A 19,414-nucleotide genomic window follows, 5' to 3' on the forward strand; every position below is an offset into this window, starting at 1 on the left:
CCGCCAACCGGCCCTTATAGGCGCGCCTCCAAGCTCAAGCCGGTCTGCTCCCGAAAGCATTGTAGACCGGACTCCGTCGGGGAGTAGCTCAGCCTGGTAGAGCACTGTCTTCGGGAGGCAGGGGCCGGAGGTTCGAATCCTCTCTCCCCGACCACTTTCTGTCAAAGCATTGAAAACACGTCCCAACCCTCTCCGAGGGGGGACTCTGTACCCCAGAGTGTACCCCTCGCTGTACACGGACGTGCATGCGATGAAGCATCCCAACCTCGCTCGACGCGGTCATCTTTTCTGGTGGCGGCGGAAAATCACCCTCTCCGGTGTGATCATCCCGATCGACCTGCCGCTACGAACAGCAAATTTTTACCAAGCCCGTGTCATCGCCGAATGTCTCGGTGGGGCCTTGGAGGGGTTACGGGTGGCATACGGGCAACGCGGGTCCATGATCGACGCGACCACGCTCAAGCGAATCTTTCAGGACGCGATGCGCTGGCAATTGGACCGCATCCTTCAAAGTCAGATTGGTAGCACCGAACCCGTTGCTGCGCACCGCCTGACCAACCGGATATATGCAGAGTTCTGGCGACATCGCGCAAGCAACGGCCCGGATGCCGCTTGGCCGCACGATGAGCAGCAGCGGCTGATCCGTAGCGGTTGGTCGGAGGCGGATGTCGGGCTGTTGCTGGAAGAGGCCGATAGGCATAGCGGCTCGCTGGTCTCCCTTCGCCAATTGCAGGCTTACGCGGAAAAGTTCGGCTTCGAGCTCAGCCCCACAAACCGATCCCGCGTCCAACAGGTAGTTTTCAGCGCCCGAGCCGCCGCTTGCGAAGCAGCGAACGATGAACTCGGACGTGAACCGGGAGATCTCAGCAAGTGGGCAATGGAGGCGGTTTCGACTACCGAGCCCCTGGGCTTCGAAATGGCACCTTCTTCTCCGCCGCCTCACCCGCGGCCTACACCTGCAACGCCGGACGCAAGACCGCCTGCACCTCGAACACCGACACCCCCCTTATCAACGAGCGCTGAATTCCCCGGAAAGCTGCTCGTCGAAGCTATGGACGAGTGCATCGCCAAGTTCGTTGGCGAAGAGGCATGGAGCCGCGACACCGTCGAGCAGGTTCGGACTGCCATCCGCCTTTTCGACTTCGCCTGCGGGGAGAATGTCGTGATCGAGCAGATCACGAAGGACCACGTCAAGAATTTCGACGAGCTTTGCGATGCGCTCCCCAACCGGTGGGGCCGCACGGCCGAGGAGCAAGCGGGCGGCCTTGCCGCCAGCCTTGCGCGCGCGAAGGGAATGGATCCTTCGATGCTGGGCATGAGTCTGGCCACCAAGAAAAAACACCTGACGTGGATATCCAGCGTTCTTACATTCGCCGCCTCCGACCGCGGGGGCAACCACGAGCCGGTGGAACTAGCGGCGGTCGAGAAGGCAATCCGTGAGATTCGAAAAGGGATCGGCAAGAAAGGCGGCAAATCGAACCGTAAGCGAGCGCGCGATCTGCGTGCCAGCTGGACCAAGGAGGAAATCGCGCAGTTGTTCAGCGCCCCAATTTGGCATGGCTGCGCCAGTCTGGATCGACGCCTGGAGCCAGGTAAAGAGGTGTATCATGACGCTTGGTATTGGCTACCACTCATGATGGCACTGTACGGTGGACGATCTTCTGAACTGGTAGCCCTGCCCCTCGCCGACACGTTCGAGAAGGCAACTATTCCGTATTTTGAGATAGACTACACGGATTTGAGATCCTTAAAGAATGTTCAGTCAGTACGAAAGCTACCAGTGCACCCTGAGTTGATAAGATTGGGGTTCATCGACTATATTGCAGAAGTTCGCGCACGTGGACGCGAATTGCTTTTTCCCGAGATGCGCTCGGCACGAAGCAAAAGCTTCGCGAGCACCTTCTACAAGTCTGTCTTCAAAAAATGGAGAGACTGGGCTTTCCCAAATGGAACTGAATGGCGCCATCAAGTCAGAGGTGCAATGAAGGACAAGGATGTCCACAGCTTTCGAGGCACTGCTTCTTCCATCATGAAGGGCAAGGTCCCAGACTCAGTCCGATTTGATATCTTGGGCCATGAAGGTGGAAACGAGACCACACGAACATATGACGAGGAGGCCACGCTCGAAGATAAGCTGGATGCGCTGCAGTGGTTGACACCATTAACCTCGCATATTCAGCCGAGAGTACTGCAACTTCGGTCCAAGGACCGCCAGAATTTCGGTGGGACTCGAGGACGACGGCCCCGCTAGCCAATCGAGCAAATCGCCCGCCCTTAGCAAATCCAAATGTCCTCATATGAGCAATTTATTGCGTATGTTGGCATAAGTGCCCATATAAGGGCTATGCTGATCACGCCATCCGAGTCGATCGCCAAGTTGGGTGCTCGTATTCAAGCACGCCGTGCTGCCATGGGAATCACCCAGGCCGAGGCGGCAGAGCGATCCGGCGTGTCCTACAGTACCTGGCGTCGCCTCGAAACGCAGGGTAAGGCCTCGATAGAAGACTTGGCGCGGGCGGCGATCCTGCTCCGCTGCGAGCACCAGCTGGCGGAGCTGTTCCCACCCCCAGCGGCCGCCAGCATGGACGATCTGCTGAAACAACAGAAACGGGAACAGCCTGCTCCGCCGCGTCGCCGAGCTCGAACCAGGTCGGCAACGTGACGCGGCTCGCACCGGGGACGCCGATTGCGATCGGCTTGCGATTCGAGGATGGTGCGGACGACCAGCCCGTCGGTCGGGCGGTCATGGCGAACGGTCGTGGGATGCTGGAGTGGAGCAAGGAAGTCCTCGCATCCGGCATCGCCGTATCCCCGTTGCTCTATCCGCCCGAACATGGCCTTGTGGAAGCGCGCGGCCGCGCCTTCGATGGGCTGCATGGCTTCCTCGCCGACAGTCTGCCGGATGGCTGGGGCGCCTTGCTGATGAAGCGCCGCGTGGAGCGCCTGGGCACGCGCTGGGAAACTCTCGACCCCATCGATCGCCTTGCGCTTGTCGGCGAGGAAGGGCGCGGGGCTCTGGTTTTCGCGCCGGCGACAACGCCGCCTGCCGAGGTAGCGGGGCTCGACTTGGATGCGCTCGCCGCGCAGTCGCAGTCGATTCTGCTGGGGAACGATGCCAACCTTGTCGATGTCCTTGCCCGACTTGGCGGTGCCTCCGGCGGCGCGCGACCGAAGGTGCATGTCGGCTTCGATGCCAACGGCGCGGTCAGCATCGACGAGGGCGAGAACGCGCCAGGCTTCGAAAGCTGGATCGTGAAGTTTCCCGCGTTGCTAGATCCCATCGATATTGGCCCCATCGAGCAGGCCTATGCCGAGATGGCGCGAGCAGCGGGTATCACCATGGCCGACAGCCGCCTGCTGCCGGCTCGCCATGGGCCCGGCTATTTCGCCACCCGCCGCTTCGACCGTCCCGGGGACGGCCGGCGTTTGCACATGCTCAGCCTCGCCGGCGCTGTCGAGGCGCCGCCGCATGTGCCGAGCCTCGACTATGACGGTTTCCTGCGGGCGACTCTCGCGATCACCCGCGACGTGCGCGACGTGGAGGAAGCGTTCCGCCGTATGGTCTTCAACGTGCTGGCCTACAATCGCGACGACCATACCCGCCAGCATGCCTTTCTGATGGACCAGACCGGGCGCTGGCGGCTGGCGCCAGCCTATGACCTGACCTATTCGACCGGCCCGGGCGGCGAGCATTATCTCGCGGTTGCCGGCGAAGGGCGGCGACCGACGCGCGGGCATGTCGACCGTATCGGCAGGATGCATGGCATCGCCGACCGCCGGATCGCGGAGATCGTCGACGCAGTCGATGGTGCAGTATCGGACTGGCCACGCTTCGCTGGCGAAGCTGGTGTCGGTGCGTCGCACGCGGAAATCGTTGAGCGCTTGCGCGAGGTGCGCAGCAGGTTCGTGGATACCAAAGCCGCCTGATTGCGGGCGGGCGCGGAGCGCGCAAAATCAAGCAGCGGGCAACAACAGGTTCGCAGCGGTGCCGCCGCTGCGAGCTTGACCCAAAGAAAAGTCGCCGCCCCACTGGATCGCGAAATCACGGACGATGCTGAGGCCCAGCCCCGCCCCGCCCGTCTCGCGGTTGCGTGAGGCTTCGCCCCGCTCGAACGGCAGCAGCAGGCGTTCGCGATCCGCGGCGGGAATGCCGCGCCCTGCGTCCGTCACCGAGATGAGCACCCGATCCTCGATCCGCTGTACGCCGATCTCTCCACCGCCGGCATAGTCGACGGCGTTGCGCAGCAGATTCTCGATGGCGCGGCGAAAGGCGGGCTCGGGCGCGAAGATGCGGGCCTCGTCGCCAGGCAGCAGCCGTATCGCCGCAGTGCGTTCGTTCAGCGCGTCCACGATCGCGTGCAGTTGCGCGCGCACGTCGAGCGCTTCGGGCGGTGTCGCTGCGTCGCGTGCGAATGCCAGGACCTCGCCGATCATTCCCTGCATGCGCTCGACATCGGCGACCATCCGGCCACGCTGGGGCTCGGGCGTACTCTCGATCCGGAGCCGCAGCCCGGTCAGCGGCGTGCGCAGGTCGTGTGCGATGGCGGTGAGCATCCGTGCCCGCTCGGCCGCTTCCGCGGCAAGCCGTGCCTGCATCGCGGCGATCGCCGCCGCGGCTTCGCGCAGCTCGCGCGGCCCCTCCTCCGGGATGCGCACCGCCCCACCGGAGTCGAGCGCATCGGCGAGGGTCCGGAACGGCCGGGTCAGGCGGCGGGCGAAGATCCAGGCGATCGGTGCCAGCAGCATCAGGCTGACGGCCAGGGCGATGAGGATGTTCACCTGCCAACGCGCGAAGAACGGCCGGGCAGGTGCGACGCTCAGCCATCGACCATCCGACTGCCGGACGCTTGCCGTGAAGGCGGGCACCGGCAGCCCGATCATGGCATTGCGGATCGCGCTGCTCACCGTACCGGGCGACACCATCTCGAACCTTCCGCGCCCCCGCTGGACCAGCACGAAGGACGGGGGTGCATCGGTCTTGTCGGCCCGCAATACGCTCCCCACGACGGTCGCGGCCTTGTCGCCCAGTGGCTTGGCCCCGGATGATACGACCCGAACATCGCCGACAGGCCGCCGCAGCTCGGAGGCGATAATCGCTTCCAGCACCGCCGTGCGCGGTCCGGGCAGCGGCTCGGGGACGATCCGGCGCTCGAAGCCCGGCATCGGATTGCGGAGCGCGGCGATCGCCTCGGCGGCGCTGACGCGAACGGCCGGCGGTTGCGGCGCCAGGAGCACGATGGCGGCGGTGGTCGCCACGCTCAGCGTCGCCACGGCCACGCCGAAGCCGCCGATCGCGACGAGCGCGCTGGGCGCCCGCTTCACGCCGCTCGCACCGTCGGCAGGAAGCGGTATCCGACGCCGCGCACCGTCTCGATCACCGGCATCGGGTCTGCCTCGGCGAGCTTGCGGCGCAAGCGGCTGACCGCGACGTCGATCGCGCGGTCATAGGGTGCGGCGTCCATGCCCCGCGCCAGATCGAGCAGCGCATCGCGCGTCAGGATGCGTCCCGGACGCTGGACGAAAGCGGCGAGGAGCGCGTGTTCGCCCTCGCTGAGCGACACGGCACGCCCGGCAGGATCGCGTAGCCGCCGCTCCTCCAGATCGAGCCACCACCCGGCGAACGTCACGCCCCCGCGGGAGGGGCGCTGCTCTTCCCCTGCCCGCGACGGCCGCCGCAGCAGCGCCCGCACCCGTGCCAGCAGCTCTCGTGGCTCGAAGGGTTTGGTCAGATAGTCCCAGGCCCCCACTTCGAGACCGACAATCCGGTCGGTGACGGCGTCGAGCGCGCTGAGCATCAGGATAGGTATGCTCGCGTTCGACAGGCGGCGACAGAGCGACAACCCGTCCTCGCCGGGCATCATCACGTCCAGCACGATCAGATCCGCGGGTGCTTCGGCGAGCTGGCGGTCGCAGGCCACTGCACTGGCGGCGGTCCGCACGGCATAGCCGTGGCCGCTCAGGAAGTCGGCAAGCGCATCCCGAATACTGGCATCGTCGTCGACGATGAGGACCGTGTTCGTGGCAATCACCTCTGCGTGCATGCACAATGTGTAGCAGCCCATTGTAGCATTTGCGTAACAGCGCGCGCTACCGAACGGGCATCCCCAGGCTACGCCCTTCCGCTGCAATCCCACCAACACAGCTTCGGGAGGTGCACGTGGGGCGGACGATCAGAAGACTTGTCGGGGTGATAGGCGGTATCGTCCCCGCCGTGGTGGAGGCCCAGCAGGCATCGCCCGCGGGAAGCGCGAAATCCGACGCGGCGACAACCCAGTCTTCCCCCGCGGCGCAACCGGCCGGCTCTCCGACGCCGGGGCAGAACAGCCCCGCCCCTGTCCAGTTTCGGGGTGCGGATGGCAAGCCGCTGCCGCCGGAGATCCAACGCAAGCTGGAAGAGCAGCTGCGCAACAATCCGTCCGCGCTTCTGGGCAACGGGAGCGCACAGCAGCAGCGCGGCACCGGAAACGATATTCTGGTCACGACTCGCCGCGCGCGCGGCGCCGTGATCGGCGACGTGCCTCCCGAGCGCACGTTCGGCCCGCTCGACATCCGCGCGCTCGGCGCGGACAATATCGGTGCGCTGCTCGATATCCTCGGGCCCCAGCTGGCCAGTGCGCGTGGGCGCGAAGATGGCGGCCCGGTCGTCTTGCTGAACGGCCGCCGCGTAACCAGCCTGCTGGAAGTCGCGCGGATCCCCGCCGAGGCGATCGAACGGATGGAGGTGTTCCCGGAGGAACTGGCGCTTCGCTATGGCTACCGCGCCGACCAAAAGGTCCTGAACGTCGTCACGCTGGAGCGCTTCCGATCCCGTATCGGCCAACTGGGTCTGCTGGCGCCGACCGAGGGCGGGCGGGAGAGCGGCACGGGCAAGGTCGACTATCTCGCGATCCGCGGCGATACGCGGCTTTCGCTGGGCGCGACCTACACCCGCGCCGCGTCGCTGCTGGAGAGCGAACGCGACCTCCGGCAGTTTGTCGGCACACCCGAGCTCGGGCAGTTTCGAACGCTGTTACCCAGCAGCGACCAGGTGACGCTGGAAGGCGTGGTGAGCGGGCAGCTTCCCGGTGATATTGCGGCAACGCTGAACGGCCGCTTCGAGGGAACGCGGACCGAGAGCCTGCTGGGTGCGATCGGCACTCGGTCGCTGCGCCGCCACAGCGACCGAGGCATCGCGCATCTCGGCACGACGCTGGGCGGGCCCAGCGGCCCGTGGCTCTGGACCGTCACCGCCAGTCACGATCGGTCGACCAGCAACACCCGCACGGATCTGGGCGACGGCGCTGCGGGGCGGGAGCCGGCGCGGTCCACGGACGCGCGCACCATGGCGGACCTGCTGCTCAACGGGCCGATCGTGCAGTTGCCGGCAGGCCCCTTGTCGGCAAGCGCGCACGCGGCCGTGGAGGTTTCGACGTTCGACAGCCGCTGGGGCCGCGGTGCGACTGCCGGGCACGTTTCTCCCTCGCGCCAACGCGGGGCAGCGCAGCTGGACCTCGATCTGCCCATCTTCCACCGCGGCGACAAGCACGGGGCGGTGCTCGGCACTCTCTCAGCCAATGTGAACCTTGCGCTGGAGCAGCTTTCCGATGCGGGGAGACTGCGGAGCTTCGGTTATGGTCTGCGCTGGAGCCCGTCGTCGGCGGTTGGCGTCATCCTGTCCGTGGCCGACGACCAGACCGCCCCGACCCTGGAGCAGCTCGGAGCCCCGCTGCTGGTGACACCGAACGTCCGCACCTTCGATCTCGTCCGGCAGGAGGTGGTCGACACAACCCGGATCTTCGGGGGCAATGCCGCCCTGCGCGCGGAGGATCGACACCTCGTCAAGCTGGGCGTGACCCTCCGACCGATCCCGCGGACCGATCTGACCTTGAGCATCGACTATGTGGCGTCGCGCATCGACAGCCCGATCGCCGCCTTCCCGATCCTGACGCCACAAATCGAGGATGCGTTTCCGGGCCGGTTCACGCGGCGCGGTGACGGGGTCTTGTCCGCGATTGACGGACGGCCGTTGAACTTCGCCGATGCCCGGCAGAAGCAGCTGCGCTGGGGCGTGAACTTCGTCAGGCCGCTTGGTCCGGTGCCGCCCGGCCTGCAGAATGGGAACGTTCGGGTGTTCGGAAGCGAAGCGGAGGCGCGCCGCGCATTTCCGGGCGCCGTGTTCACCCAAGCCGATCCGGGGAGCGCCGCGGCCCGTAGCATCGGAAATCTATCGAGCCGACTGTTCCTCAGCGTCTATCACAACTGGTATTTCGAGGACTCGATCCTGCCACGGGCAGGCGTCGCGCGACTTGATCTGCTGGACGGCGGTGCGGTGGACGTACGCGGTGGTCGCCGCCGGCACGAAGTCGAGTTCCAGGCCGGGGCCTTCAAGCGCGGCCTGGGCGCCAGAATGACCGTCAACTGGCAGAGCGGGACGGAAATTCGCGGATGGGGCAGTGCCCAGGGCGATCTGCACTTCGGCGGCTACGCGGTCGTGAACCTCACCGTGTTCGCGAACCTTGCCGAGCGCCTCGGTGGCGTTCACGCGCCCAAATGGCTGAAAGGTGCGCGCGCCACCCTCGGCATCACCAACCTGTTCAACACGCGGCCGTCCGTCCGAGATCAAGCGGGTAACACGCCGCTCAGCTATCAGCCCGCGTATCTCGATCCGCTGGGGCGGATGGTCAGCTTCACGCTGCGTAAGTCGTTCTAGTCGAGATCGAATTTATCGCGGAGACGTCTTCCCGCGTTCGACGTCGATCATGAGCTTCACGGCCTTCGTCGGATGCTTGCGGCTAAGCGAAAGCCGCGACGTGCATGCCCGGCCTATTCCTGCTTGAGTGTCGCAGGGCCATGAAGCGGCAGCGCGCCCTTCGGTACGAGAAGGCGCGCCGCCGGAACGGGCACCGCGAACAGCGGTAGCTGGCGCCAGTCGAACAGGCGGCTGCGCAACCATGCCGGCTGGCTCCACTCGTCGATCACGTGCCGTCCGACCAACAGGAACAGCCAAGTCGCGATGAGATCATCGTCGAATGGATCGGCCGCAGTGTGATATCCGTGCCGTTGCGAAAGGAAGCCGGCGATCGCCCAGTGACACTCTGCCCAGTTCCACCAAATTCGAAGTCGTTCATCGTCGATGAGAATGCTGTAGTCTCCGCCCAACAAACGCGCGAGATTTCGATCGGGCACTTCCGCTTCAGTTGAGCCGATTATCTCGGTATATTCGTGGTCAGCCCACTGCCGAATATTCTCGTCGTCATTGCGCCGGCTCTGGCGCATCATCCGGATCAGCATCGACAGGTTGGCGAAGCGTGTCTGCGCTTGCTTGGCCCACCACGCGAAGGTGTCGTCCTTCTGGATCATCAATTCGTAGCTAGCGAAGCGCGGCATGGGATCGTCTTCCCATTCGAAATTCGAACCATCGCCGATCGGGAGATCCAGCGGCCAGTGGAACGGGAATTTCCGGACGGCATCCCAATAGGGTCGCGAGATCGGGCGGCCCGATTTCTCGAAGTCCGCCGGCGGCAACACGAATCCGGTGGAAAGGGCGCCGACCACGTCACCTTCGGCTCCGGCTGACGCACCCGCCAGGAAATCATCCTCGATCAAGCCTTCTGCGCGGGCTCGCATGAATGCAGCATGGAAAAGCTCGGCGGCCGGCATCTCGACCTTTCGCTCGTGGCGGAGCGCAGCTGAAATTCGCCCGGGCAGGTCCGGGGCAAGTTCCGCTGCCGGAGATTTTCCCGTTTTTCCGCTCCGCTCCGAATATTACCGCTGCCGCTCCATTTGCGCCAGCCGCAGGAGCTTCCCTGAAAACCCGGATTTCCACGGTTTCCGAGCCCATTCTGGGGAGGTAGCCCCCATCCGGCTCCCCGGAAACCGGGATTTCCCCGGCTTCCTAGCCCATTTCTGGGGAAGCAGACCCCATCCGACTCCCCGGAAACTCGGATTTCCCCGGCTTCCGAGCCCATTTCTGGGGAGGCAGCCCCCATCCGGCTCCCCGGAAACCCGGATTTCCCCGGCTTCCTAGCCCATTTCTGGGGAAGCAGGCCCCATCCGGTTTCCCTTAAAACCCGGATTTCGAGGGCTTTCAAACCCATTTTCTGGGAAGTCAGATCCCAGGTTAGTCCAGTCGCGCAATTCCCCAATTCTGTATGCAGTGCATCCAGATTGGGGAGGCTCTGGCGAGCGGTCACTTCGTGATAGTCACTGCCGTCACCGGCAGTGGCGGCTATACGCCGTTAGTTTTTTCCAGTCCATCCTATAACCTGAAGTGACTGGCAAAATTAAGTTTTTTATTGCGCTAGAGTCGCGCGCATCAGACAATATGTGCATGGCTATTCAGCTCGACTTCGACTTCGATCCCACAGCGGCGCTTGCTGCGTCCAAGGCTGCGCGCGCTCGAGCCGCGATGGCGAAGTATCGAGCGCACCTGTCGGACGATTACATCACCGGTAGGGAAACCGACGTGCTCAAGCTGCTACGCCGGGGGCCGACGTACGAACCGAAGCGGCAGCTTGACCCTGAAACACCGCACCCATCTCGCTCGGGTCTGCCTCCGGCACAGTTTCATATACCGCGTCCCCCACGTGGGCGCCCCACCACGCGGGATGGCCGCCAATCCTTTCACTTTGCGCTTACGAACGTCACCAAAGGGGTCGACGGGAAGTGTCGGACCAATGATGGCAAAGATGCAGACCCTGTTTTCCACGTCGGCTATGTGGCGCGTGAAGAGGCCGTCGCCACCGATCTCGTCCCGACGGTGCATGAGGCCGTTGCGCATGTCGGCTACATCGCTCGCGACGAGGCGGTTGCGCTCGATCCGGACGGCACCGCCATCATACTGGCCAATGTCGAAGATCCGACCACATTCTTCGCGAAAATTCTCGAGCATGAGAATAGCGGCCACCTCGACGGCATTTGTCTGTCGCAATCCTACGACGAGGCGGCGTTGCGGACCCTGCTCGGCGTGCCCACGATTCCACCTGCGCTAAAGACCGGTATCATCCGAATCCTCGAAGACCCGGAGGCACATCGCGTACCGAAAACCTCAAGCGAGAAGAGCAAGACGCATCCTTTCCAGATAGACGACGACATTTCCAGCTGTCGCAGCTGGCTCAAAAAGCACGACGCGGACGGGCAGGTATATCTTCGGAGGGGGCGCGGCGGCATCGTCCAGCGCCGCATCACCGGCGAACTGCCTGCCGAACTTGATCGCGGCCAATGTCGGCGTGTCTTGCAGCGCTTGGTACGGGAATTGGAGCGCCGCGGCTTGCGCTATTTCGTAGCACTCCACGCGCCGAGTGCTGCCAACGACAATCGCAACTGGCATTTTCACCTGCTCTATTACGAAAGACCCTGCGACAAAATTGGCGACCAATGGGACTTTGAGATCGTACAGAAAGTACGGTCGTCTACGCGAAATATTCGAGATACTTATCCCTATCGCCAGAATAAGGACCGCGGTGTCGGTCACAAGACTTGGCCTATGGAAATGCGCAAGTGCTTCGCCGCTGCGGTAAACATTGAGTTGGAGGCGATCGGAAGCGTCCGCCGCTATGATCCCCGTTCGTATGCCGAGATGCACCTTTGCGCCGAGCCACAAGAGCACCTCGGCCGAAGCGTCGGGTTCATTGCCGACTGCGGGGCAGCCCCTAGCAAAGACCGCGAAAATGCTCGGAAAGGGTGGAGCGCGCGCCAATTCCAGATGATCCAGCGCTTCGCGGAGGTCGAAAAGGCGGATGAAGAGCGATTTCGCGGACTCCGCGCCAACCTTGGCGATACCCCTCAGGCGCGCGAGAAGCTGACGGAGTTGGAGCGCGCGCAGGCAGAGGCGCGTGCCGCAGCCTGGACGGGCAAAGTTCTGCTCGACATCTTCCACGCCATGGCTTGCAGCAACGCTGAGCAGACTGGCCGGAAGATGAAGGGGCGCGCCGTCGAACAGGCTGAAAAGTGCCGCGCCAGGGGCAAAGATCCAGCGGCAAATCGGATGTTTCAAGCCTATGAGCAGCGGGTGCGAGAGGCGAACACTTATCTCGCAGACCTTGAAGAGGCGTTCGCGCCCGAGGTCGAGCTCGCCAAGTCCCTGATCAGGGATGCCGAGGTCGCTTTCAAGCGTATCGATGCAGAGCTAGTGGCCGTACAGAATGCGGCGACCCAGGTCCAACCTGATCGCGGCCTGGCTCCCAGGCCCGTGCTTGTGCCGCCCACTCCAGCAGCCCTCATCCCATACGAAAAGCCCGCAACCGTGTCGCCGGAGCCGGCCAGGAGGAGTCCTCCACCGCTTGCCGCCCCCGCAAATTCTTCGAAGCCGGCAACAGCTCGTGGCCTGGAAGAGGTCAGCCGCTGGCTCGCCGAGGTCGAGAGCAAGCGGCGGCGACTCAAATTGCGTGACGGGCGGGTTGAACCGTTGGATATCACGCCCCGTGACGTGGAGATGCTCGACATCGCTTCCCTGCAACAACAGAAGGAACTCAGTAGGCTGCGGGACCGCCAGAACCACCTGATCGCCAGAATCGTGAAAGCGGTGGAAGCTGCACCCGGGATCCTCACCATCCCCGCGGAAGCGAACGGCAAATGGACGCTGGCTCATCGCGATGGCGATCTTCAGGATGGCCTGAAGCGGTACATCGTCGATCCCGATGTTCAGAACCGGCTGCGCGCGGCGCAGGAAAAGGGGTTGGCGGAGCAGGCCGCCAATCGGGGCGTCGCGCCGCAGGTGCATCGGGCGATCGACGAAATATCCAGGGCAGCGATCGCCATTCACCAGGGCGAGAACGGCTTCACCATCCGTGAGACCGACGCCAACCGTCTCGGTATCGAGCGCGAGTCTCTGGAAGGGGCAGCCGCACAGCGCCGGCTCGAGGCCATTCGGCGTTCGCAGGAGGGCCGGGTAGCGCAGCCCGCTGCACAACAGACCATCCACACGCCCGCTGAGGAGAACTCGCAGGCGCGAGCGCTTGTGGTTCCAGTACCCATCCCATCAGCCTCGGTGCCCGTCGAGCCGGCCGTTCGGCCAGCGACGCCCACGCCGGTTCAACCTGCCGCTGAAGCTCCGATGGATCGAGTGCCAGCTGTACCCCCTGCGGCCGAGCATCCACTCGTCGAGCAGTGGCTGGAAGCGCACCGCGCCCAGGCGAAGGCCGGCAACAGCATCCCCATTGGGGAACGCAACCGTCGCGCGGCTGTCGCGCTAAAGGATCCACACGCCGCCGAAGAGCTGCGCCGGCTTGGATCCGAGCTCTGGGCAGCGGTCGAAGAACAGGCCGCGGCAAATCGGCGCTTCCAAAAGCGCGCTGCCCGCCAGTTCTCGCAGCGGCCGACGATCACCTGATTGGACAGGTACCGGGTTTGAATACTGCGATCGGCGCCTAGCAGATTGCGACGTCGACCGCTGCCATGACGGCAGCATGGAAAAGCCCTCGGCCAAGGTGAATTTGAAGGCAGGTTGAAGCGAAGGTTCTGAAAGAGCGGAAAATTAAGTTCGGCATCCGCCGAGCTGCGCTTGATCACACCTTCGTCGAGACCGGCTCGGCCGGCCATCCCCAGCAACTGTACGTCGTCATGCCCACCGCCCTGCGCGGTCTGGGTCGATGTCGTGCATCCGGAGCATCTTCATGATACCTGCCCCCATCAAAACCGTGCACATCGCCGAACTGGATGTCGGCTCAAGGTTCGGCCTTGACCGCACCATTCCGGTCGGCGCGGCGATCCTGAGTGCCCAACCGCAAGGCGACCGGGTAAATTTCGTACTCGACAGCATCGTTCTTCGCCCGTCCGATCCCGTCGATACCCTGTTGCACTGGCTCGACCAGCATCTGGAGCACCCAGGCGCAGCCATCTTCGGATACCGGCTGACCGATGCCGCGACGCTGCTCGGTCGCCTGCCGGGCGCCACCGAGGGCAGCGCGCTGTCCACGCTGGCCGGCCTCGGCCAGAATGACGTGCTCAACCTGTCGGCGCGTACCCGCGCAGGCGCACTGTCGTTCCAGCAGGCCTGCGCACAGGCCAAGATCTTGTGCGCGCATACCGCCCCCAACGACCGCTTCGCGTCCTGGGTGCGATCCGATGTGCATACCATCGAGCAGGATGCGCAGATCGACGTCATCGGGTGCTTCCGCCTGATCCTCCATCGGCTCGTGGCGATCAAGGCGGCCGGCCGGCCGATCACCGCCACGCTCCGAACCGCCTTCGCTGCCTGGCTCGAAGAAGCGGATCACGCCGCCGCCCACCTCCATGTCGCGGACCTGCTCTCCGCAGCTGGCTGATCAACCGCAGCCGCACTTCGGTTCAAATCAAGGAATTCTCCCATGTGTCTCATCGATTCGATCGAGGGGCGCGGTTTCGCGCCCGTCTCGATCGGCCTTGCCGTGCGTACCATCGGCACTTGTCCCGGAGCCGGTCACCGGCCGGATGCGCGCCTGGTCTGCGGGATCGGCACGCTGACCGTCATGCCGAACGACGACGGCGGCTATCGCTTTTCCGCCGACGCCCGCTGCCTGGGCGAGGGTGATACCGTCAGCGATTTGCTCGATTGGCTGGAGCCGCAGCTTCCGCCCACGCAAACCGTGGTCAGCTGGGATAATTGGGGCTCGGTGCCGCGGCGCCTCCTCGCGCTGGCCGACCCGGTGCGGCATCCGGGCATCGTCGCCGCGGCTGCCGACACCGCCGGCCGCTGGCGTGATCTGCCGCGCGAGCACACCCCGCATCTGCGGCAGGCAAAGGCAATGCTCCTGCCGTGCTTCTGCGGCCCTAATGCCGATTTCGACGCGTGCGATGCGGCCACGCCCCTTCACCTGCTGCCGGATCCCGGCATCGCCGCCGAGCAATTGATCGGCGAAGCCATCGCCGGCTGGCGAAGCTGGGCCGCCGGGCACGGCTATTTCGACGATGCCGAGCACCCCGCCCAGATTGCCCGGCGCGCGCTCGACCGCTGGCTCGCTGACCAGCGCACCCCTCGCTGACCTTCTGCACCCACAACATGCGGACGCTGCGCGTCCGCCGGAGACCTACCATGAATCAAGACCTGCCCTTGCTCTGGAAGAGCGATACCCCCCGCTTCGTCGTCGTGCTCGATGCGGAGCGCACCTATGATCATAAAGCGCACGCCCGCTACCAGGCGAGTGAACGCCTCCGGTCGGGTCAAGCCGAGTATCTGCCATCGAACGACCCCTGCGTGACGCCGCGATGGCCGCTCCGGCGCATCGCTACCTTATCCTGGCTGGTGATGACGGAAGCCGAGGACGGTCTTCGGCCGATCCGGCTGGAGACCCGCAGCCTGCCGGAACACGATGAGGCAGCCGTCCTCGGTGCGTTCTTCGCTGATATGGAACAGCTCGGCAGCGTCCAGCTTGTCACCTGGGGCGGTTTCCACAGCGACCTGCCGCAGATTCTGATCGGCGCGATGGACGCCGGTCTGCGGCTGCCGCCCGGCATGACCCGTCTCGTCGCGCCGTGGCGCCGGGATGCTTCCGGCCACCTCGACCTGTGCAGCAAGATGTGCGGCGGTGCGGTCCCGGCGCACCTGGCCGAAGTCGCCGCCCGGTTCGGCATCCCCGCGAAGGTCACCTGCCGGCCGGACCTCGTCTCGCAGCTGATGCAGCAAGGGAAATGGTCATCCGTCCGCTCGGTCTGCGAAGGCGACGTGCTGACCACGGCCGCGCTGCTGATGCGCTGGCGGGCACTGACGGGCGGCACCGCCTCCGTCCTCGAGGCGACGCACCGCCTGACGTCCTTCATCGCCACTCACTGCACCCACCGCGACTACGCCGCCGCGTGGCAGCAATATGGCGAAGAGTTGGTGGCCCGGGCCTTCGCGGCGGAAGCCCGCAAGGTGGAAGCGCTGGCGGCGGGGATTGGTGGCTGACGCGGTGACCACGGCCTCGGAGGAGGGGCGGAAAAGAAAGCATTCGGGCCGCCGGCCCCAAAGGAGATTTACGATATGACCATCCAGCATTCGCTCGACACACTGCAGGCCTGGACCATCGGCCTGCGTACCGCCATGGGCTATCCGGACGCCCCCATCGGCAGCCCGGTGGCCTTCGCCTCGGGCAGGCGCCGGGACCCCATGGAGGCTCTCCAGGTCGCCGACGTTGTCGGAGACAACGGCCGCGACGTCGTCTATGTCGAATTCGCTTCGCCGATCGCCAACGGACCGATCGGGGTGTCGCTCGCCACGCGCGCGACTCATTGGGTCGATTGGCACCCGCAGGTGCGGCTCTATGCCGCCTCCGACGAGGCACCGATCGAACTGCTTACCGACACGCACCGGTGGTCGATCGGCTCACGCGCCAGCCTGATAGCCTCGCCGCTGCCCCCGCGTGGCCGGATCGCACGCGGCATGGCGCGCGCCAACCGGCTGTGGCGCGATGCGGCCGGACGTGCGTGGGGCATCAAATTGGTCGGGTCGATCCACGTCCCGGATGGCGCGCGCTTCGCCGATGGCGTGGCGATGGAGGAATTCGCCGCGACCCTCTGAAGCGCCACGATGCCCCATGACACCCGGGCGGACATTGCCTATCGTCCGCCCGGTGATTCCAGGCCCACCGACCCGGGCCGCCAAACACTGGACCTGTCGAACCGAATGAACGCCGTAGAGATCGAAGAAGCCGTATCCGACCTGGTCCAGCAGCCGTTCGACGCCGCCGAATTTCCCTTCCAGTTCCTCCAGGCGTTCGGCGCCAAGAAGGCGACGCTCGATCGGCTGCGCGCGACCAAGAACGGCACCAACCAGTCCGATGTCGGCGGCGTGCTCCAGCGCAACAACATCCATATCGGCATCGCGCCCGCGGGCGAGGTCGCAGCAATGCTCGCCACCCTGCGCGCCAGCCCCAAGACCGCCAGCGCCAAGGCCAAGTTCCTGCTCGCCACCGATGGCGAGACGGTGGAGGCCGAGGATCTGGTCGGCGGCGACGTGATCGCCTGCGCCTATGCCGATCTGCCGCGCCACTTCGCCACCTTCCTGCCGCTGGCCGGCATCTCCACCGTCAAGGAGATCAAGAACAACCCCATCGACGTCAAGGCGACGGGGCGGCTCAACAAGCTCTATGTCGAGCTGCTGAAGGACAATCCGGACTGGGCGACCGAGGAGCGCCGCCACGAGCTCAACCAGTTCATGGCGCGGCTGATCTTCTGCTTCTTCGCCGAGGACACCGGCATTTTCCGCGACAACCAGTTCACCGCCACGATCACCCAGATGAGCCATGCCGGCCATGGCAGCGGCGAGGAGCAATGGGGCAACACGCACGAAGTGCTGACCGAGCTGTTCCGCGCGATGGACACGCCGGTCACCCATGATGGCGCCCCGGACGACCGCTATCGTCGCGCCGCAGGCATCCGCCCCTATGCGGACGTTTTTCCTTACGTGAACGGCGGCCTGTTCACCGGCGCGACCGAGAGCCCGCGCTTCAGCCGCACGGCGCGCGCCTATCTGCTGCGCGCGGGCGAGCTGGACTGGAAGGAGATCAACCCGGACATTTTCGGTTCGATGATCCAGGCCGTTGCCGACGATGGCGAGCGCGGCGAGCTGGGCATGCACTATACCAGCGTGCCGAACATCCTGAAGGTGCTGAACCCGCTGTTCCTCGACTCCTTGCGCGAGCAGCTGGAGGCGGCGGGCGACAGCCGGCAGAAACTGCGCAACCTGCGCAAGCGGCTGGCGAATATCCGCGTGTTCGATCCGGCCTGCGGATCGGGCAATTTCCTGGTCATCGCCTACAAGGAGATGCGCGCGATCGAGGCGGAGATCGTGCGGCGGCTGGGCGGCGAGGCCAGCCTGAAGCTGGACGAGCGCCGCAGCGTGATCCCGCTCAGCAACTTCTACGGCATCGAGATCAAGGGCTTCGCCGCCGAGATCGCCCGCCTCGCGCTGCTGATCGCCGAGTTCCAGGCGGACTGTCTGTACCTCAGCCAGCAGGAAGCCCGCGCGATGGTGCTGCCGCTGCACAAGACCGGGCAGATTACAGTTGGGAATGCGCTGCGGCTGGACTGGCTGGATGTGTGCCCTCCGGTCTGTGCGACGCTGGCGGAGGAGCAGGATCTTGCTAGGCCGACCGGGCGGCTTGCCTTTGACGAGTTTGAGGTAAGCAGATCGCAACAGGTAGAGACATATATATGTGGCAATCCGCCATATGTCGGGACTAAGTATCAGACAAAAGAGCAGAAGGCGGATCTCAAAAATACTGTTGGAACTTATATAAGCAAATTCGGCAATATCGATTACGTTGGTGGCTGGATCGTATCCGCAGCCTCGTATTTGTCGCATGTCGACACTGTGAATTCTGCGTTCGTTAGTACTACAAGTCTCTTCGAGGGTGAGCAGGCTGCTATTTTTCATGAAGTTACCAAGAAATTTCGTATTAAAATATCTTGGTGCCATCAGGGTTTCAAGTGGACCAACAATGCCGCGGATAATGCTGGTGTAACATGCTGTGTGGTAGGATTGACGGCTAGCAAAGGTGCCGCTGTCAGCAAAATATACTCAGATGGAATGGCGCGCGAGGTACCCAGCATTGGGCCATATCTGATTTCTATGCCTGACATAGTAGTCGAAAAGCGATCTGCTCCATTGTCAGATCTTTCGCGAATGGCATTCGGCAGCATGTCAAATGATGGTGGTTTCTTTACTGTCGAAAATGAGCAATATGAGAAAGTCGCGCGTGATTGCCCCAGTGTCGCGACGCTTTATAAGCGCGGCTTCGGTGGAACCGAGTTCATTAATGGGATAACGCGATATGTTCTTCATATTCCTACAAGTTCAACATTGTCAGAGTTCCAAAGAGCGGAGCTCGCAGTTACGATTGAGGCGGTAAGACGATATCGGGGCCAGAGCCAACGAGAGGCGACTGCAAAGCTGGCAGCTTTCCCCGAGAGATTTGCCGAAGACAGGCACAAAGACGTTATTAAACTGGTAGTGCCACAAATTTCATCTGAGCGCAGAATTTATTTTGCAGTTGGCTATCTAAAACCTGAAGAGATCGTGATAGCACCTTCGCAGAGCATTGATAATCCAAAGCCATGGGAGCTAAGTATCGTCAGTAGCCTGCTGCATATGGCTTGGCTGCGGACAGTGGGAGGAAAGTTGGAGAACCGCCTTCGGTACTCGCCGTCGCTTGTATGGAATACCTTTCCAGTCCCCGCGCTCACCGAACAGGACAAGGCCGATCTAACCCGCACCGCCGAGAACATCCTGCTCGCGCGTGAGGCGCATTTCCCCGCGACCATCGCCGATCTCTACGATCCGGAGGCGATGCCGGACGATCTGCGCCGCGCGCATGACGAGAATGACGAGGTGCTGGAGCGCATCTATATCGGCCGCCGCTTCCGCAACGATACCGAACGGCTGGAAAAGCTGTTCGACCTCTACACCAAGATGACCGCCAGCCAGCCAAAGCCCGCCAAACGGGCAAAGAAGGCCTGATCCATACCACCGGGGGGAACG

General features: G+C 63.9%; 13 protein-coding genes and 1 tRNA gene. 11 read left to right on the forward strand and 3 right to left on the reverse strand.

Annotated features, from left to right (window positions below; genetic code table 11):
* Positions 1 to 77: 77 nt before the first annotated feature.
* The 4 genes from A7X12_RS24035 to A7X12_RS24050 all read left to right on the forward strand — a co-directional run bounded on the left by A7X12_RS24035 (position 78) and on the right by A7X12_RS24050 (position 3,927).
* Positions 78 to 154 (forward strand) — tRNA-Pro (locus A7X12_RS24035).
* Between the two features lie 96 nt (positions 155 to 250).
* Positions 251 to 2,251: a hypothetical protein gene (locus tag A7X12_RS25790; RefSeq protein WP_157105715.1), complete on the forward strand. Its 2,001-nt coding sequence runs from the start codon at positions 251 to 253 to the stop codon at positions 2,249 to 2,251.
* Between the two features lie 93 nt (positions 2,252 to 2,344).
* Positions 2,345 to 2,662 carry a helix-turn-helix domain-containing protein gene (locus A7X12_RS24045; protein ID WP_064314126.1) on the forward strand — a complete coding sequence of 106 codons (318 nt, stop codon included), beginning with the start codon at positions 2,345 to 2,347 and terminating at the stop codon, positions 2,660 to 2,662.
* On the forward strand, positions 2,659 to 3,927 hold the full coding sequence (locus tag A7X12_RS24050) for a type II toxin-antitoxin system HipA family toxin (RefSeq protein ID WP_064313951.1): 1,269 nt from the start codon (positions 2,659 to 2,661) through the stop codon (positions 3,925 to 3,927). The genes A7X12_RS24045 and A7X12_RS24050 overlap by 4 nt, the downstream gene beginning before the upstream one ends.
* A 27-nt stretch (positions 3,928 to 3,954) precedes the next feature.
* Here A7X12_RS24050 and A7X12_RS24055 read toward each other — a convergent pair whose 3' ends face one another.
* Together A7X12_RS24055 and A7X12_RS24060 are read right to left on the reverse strand one after the other, a co-directional pair.
* On the reverse strand, positions 3,955 to 5,322 hold the full coding sequence (locus A7X12_RS24055; protein ID WP_064313952.1) for a sensor histidine kinase: 1,368 nt from the start codon (positions 5,320 to 5,322) through the stop codon (positions 3,955 to 3,957).
* Positions 5,319 to 6,041 (reverse strand): response regulator, encoded by a 723-nt coding sequence (locus tag A7X12_RS24060; RefSeq protein ID WP_064313953.1) that lies wholly within the window; start codon positions 6,039 to 6,041, stop codon positions 5,319 to 5,321. The genes A7X12_RS24055 and A7X12_RS24060 overlap by 4 nt, the downstream gene beginning before the upstream one ends.
* A gap of 116 nt (positions 6,042 to 6,157) precedes the next feature.
* Between A7X12_RS24060 and A7X12_RS24065 the strand changes: the two genes are divergently transcribed.
* Positions 6,158 to 8,689 (forward strand): TonB-dependent receptor, encoded by a 2,532-nt coding sequence (locus A7X12_RS24065; RefSeq protein WP_232318670.1) that lies wholly within the window; start codon positions 6,158 to 6,160, stop codon positions 8,687 to 8,689.
* Between the two features lie 113 nt (positions 8,690 to 8,802).
* Here the strand turns inward: A7X12_RS24065 and A7X12_RS24070 are convergent, their stop codons facing one another.
* The gene (locus tag A7X12_RS24070; protein ID WP_064313955.1) at positions 8,803 to 9,639 is read right to left on the reverse strand and encodes a hypothetical protein; all 837 of its coding nucleotides are present in this window, start codon (positions 9,637 to 9,639) and stop codon (positions 8,803 to 8,805) included.
* 610 nt (positions 9,640 to 10,249) lie between these two features.
* On the opposite strand from A7X12_RS24070, the gene A7X12_RS24075 reads away from it, so the two are divergent.
* The 6 genes from A7X12_RS24075 to A7X12_RS24100 all read left to right on the forward strand — a co-directional run bounded on the left by A7X12_RS24075 (position 10,250) and on the right by A7X12_RS24100 (position 19,393).
* Positions 10,250 to 13,309: a MobA/MobL family protein gene (locus A7X12_RS24075; protein ID WP_157105716.1), complete on the forward strand. Its 3,060-nt coding sequence runs from the start codon at positions 10,250 to 10,252 to the stop codon at positions 13,307 to 13,309.
* A gap of 283 nt (positions 13,310 to 13,592) precedes the next feature.
* On the forward strand, positions 13,593 to 14,243 hold the full coding sequence (locus A7X12_RS24080; protein ID WP_064313957.1) for a hypothetical protein: 651 nt from the start codon (positions 13,593 to 13,595) through the stop codon (positions 14,241 to 14,243).
* A 42-nt stretch (positions 14,244 to 14,285) separates the two neighbouring features.
* Positions 14,286 to 14,939, forward strand: coding sequence for a hypothetical protein (locus tag A7X12_RS24085; RefSeq protein ID WP_010543165.1), 654 nt, complete (start codon positions 14,286 to 14,288; stop codon positions 14,937 to 14,939).
* Between the two features lie 50 nt (positions 14,940 to 14,989).
* The gene (locus A7X12_RS24090; RefSeq protein ID WP_064313958.1) at positions 14,990 to 15,841 is read left to right on the forward strand and encodes a hypothetical protein; all 852 of its coding nucleotides are present in this window, start codon (positions 14,990 to 14,992) and stop codon (positions 15,839 to 15,841) included.
* Positions 15,842 to 15,916: 75 nt separating this feature from the next.
* Positions 15,917 to 16,453, forward strand: coding sequence for a hypothetical protein (locus A7X12_RS24095; RefSeq protein WP_064313959.1), 537 nt, complete (start codon positions 15,917 to 15,919; stop codon positions 16,451 to 16,453).
* Between the two features lie 9 nt (positions 16,454 to 16,462).
* Positions 16,463 to 19,393: a class I SAM-dependent DNA methyltransferase gene (locus A7X12_RS24100; RefSeq protein ID WP_332308580.1), complete on the forward strand. Its 2,931-nt coding sequence runs from the start codon at positions 16,463 to 16,465 to the stop codon at positions 19,391 to 19,393.
* The last annotated feature ends 21 nt before the right edge of the window (positions 19,394 to 19,414 follow it).

Origin of the sequence: Sphingomonas sp. TDK1 (genome assembly GCF_001650735.1) — a bacterium.
Lineage (GTDB): Bacteria > Pseudomonadota > Alphaproteobacteria > Sphingomonadales > Sphingomonadaceae > Sphingomonas.

What these genes read in the sequence shown, in the direction of transcription:
- A7X12_RS25790 (WP_157105715.1), top strand. Translation starts at nt 251, where the DNA reads ATGAAGCATCCCAACCTCGCTCGACGCGGTCATCTTTTCTGGTGGCGG.
- A7X12_RS24045 (WP_064314126.1), top strand. Translation starts at nt 2,345, where the DNA reads ATGCTGATCACGCCATCCGAGTCGATCGCCAAGTTGGGTGCTCGTATT.
- A7X12_RS24060 (WP_064313953.1), bottom strand. Translation starts at nt 6,041, where the DNA reads ATGCACGCAGAGGTGATTGCCACGAACACGGTCCTCATCGTCGACGAC.
- A7X12_RS24070 (WP_064313955.1), bottom strand. Translation starts at nt 9,639, where the DNA reads ATGCCGGCCGCCGAGCTTTTCCATGCTGCATTCATGCGAGCCCGCGCA.
- A7X12_RS24080 (WP_064313957.1), top strand. Translation starts at nt 13,593, where the DNA reads ATGATACCTGCCCCCATCAAAACCGTGCACATCGCCGAACTGGATGTC.
- A7X12_RS24085 (WP_010543165.1), top strand. Translation starts at nt 14,286, where the DNA reads ATGTGTCTCATCGATTCGATCGAGGGGCGCGGTTTCGCGCCCGTCTCG.
- A7X12_RS24090 (WP_064313958.1), top strand. Translation starts at nt 14,990, where the DNA reads ATGAATCAAGACCTGCCCTTGCTCTGGAAGAGCGATACCCCCCGCTTC.
- A7X12_RS24095 (WP_064313959.1), top strand. Translation starts at nt 15,917, where the DNA reads ATGACCATCCAGCATTCGCTCGACACACTGCAGGCCTGGACCATCGGC.
- A7X12_RS24100 (WP_332308580.1), top strand. Translation starts at nt 16,463, where the DNA reads ATGCCCCATGACACCCGGGCGGACATTGCCTATCGTCCGCCCGGTGAT.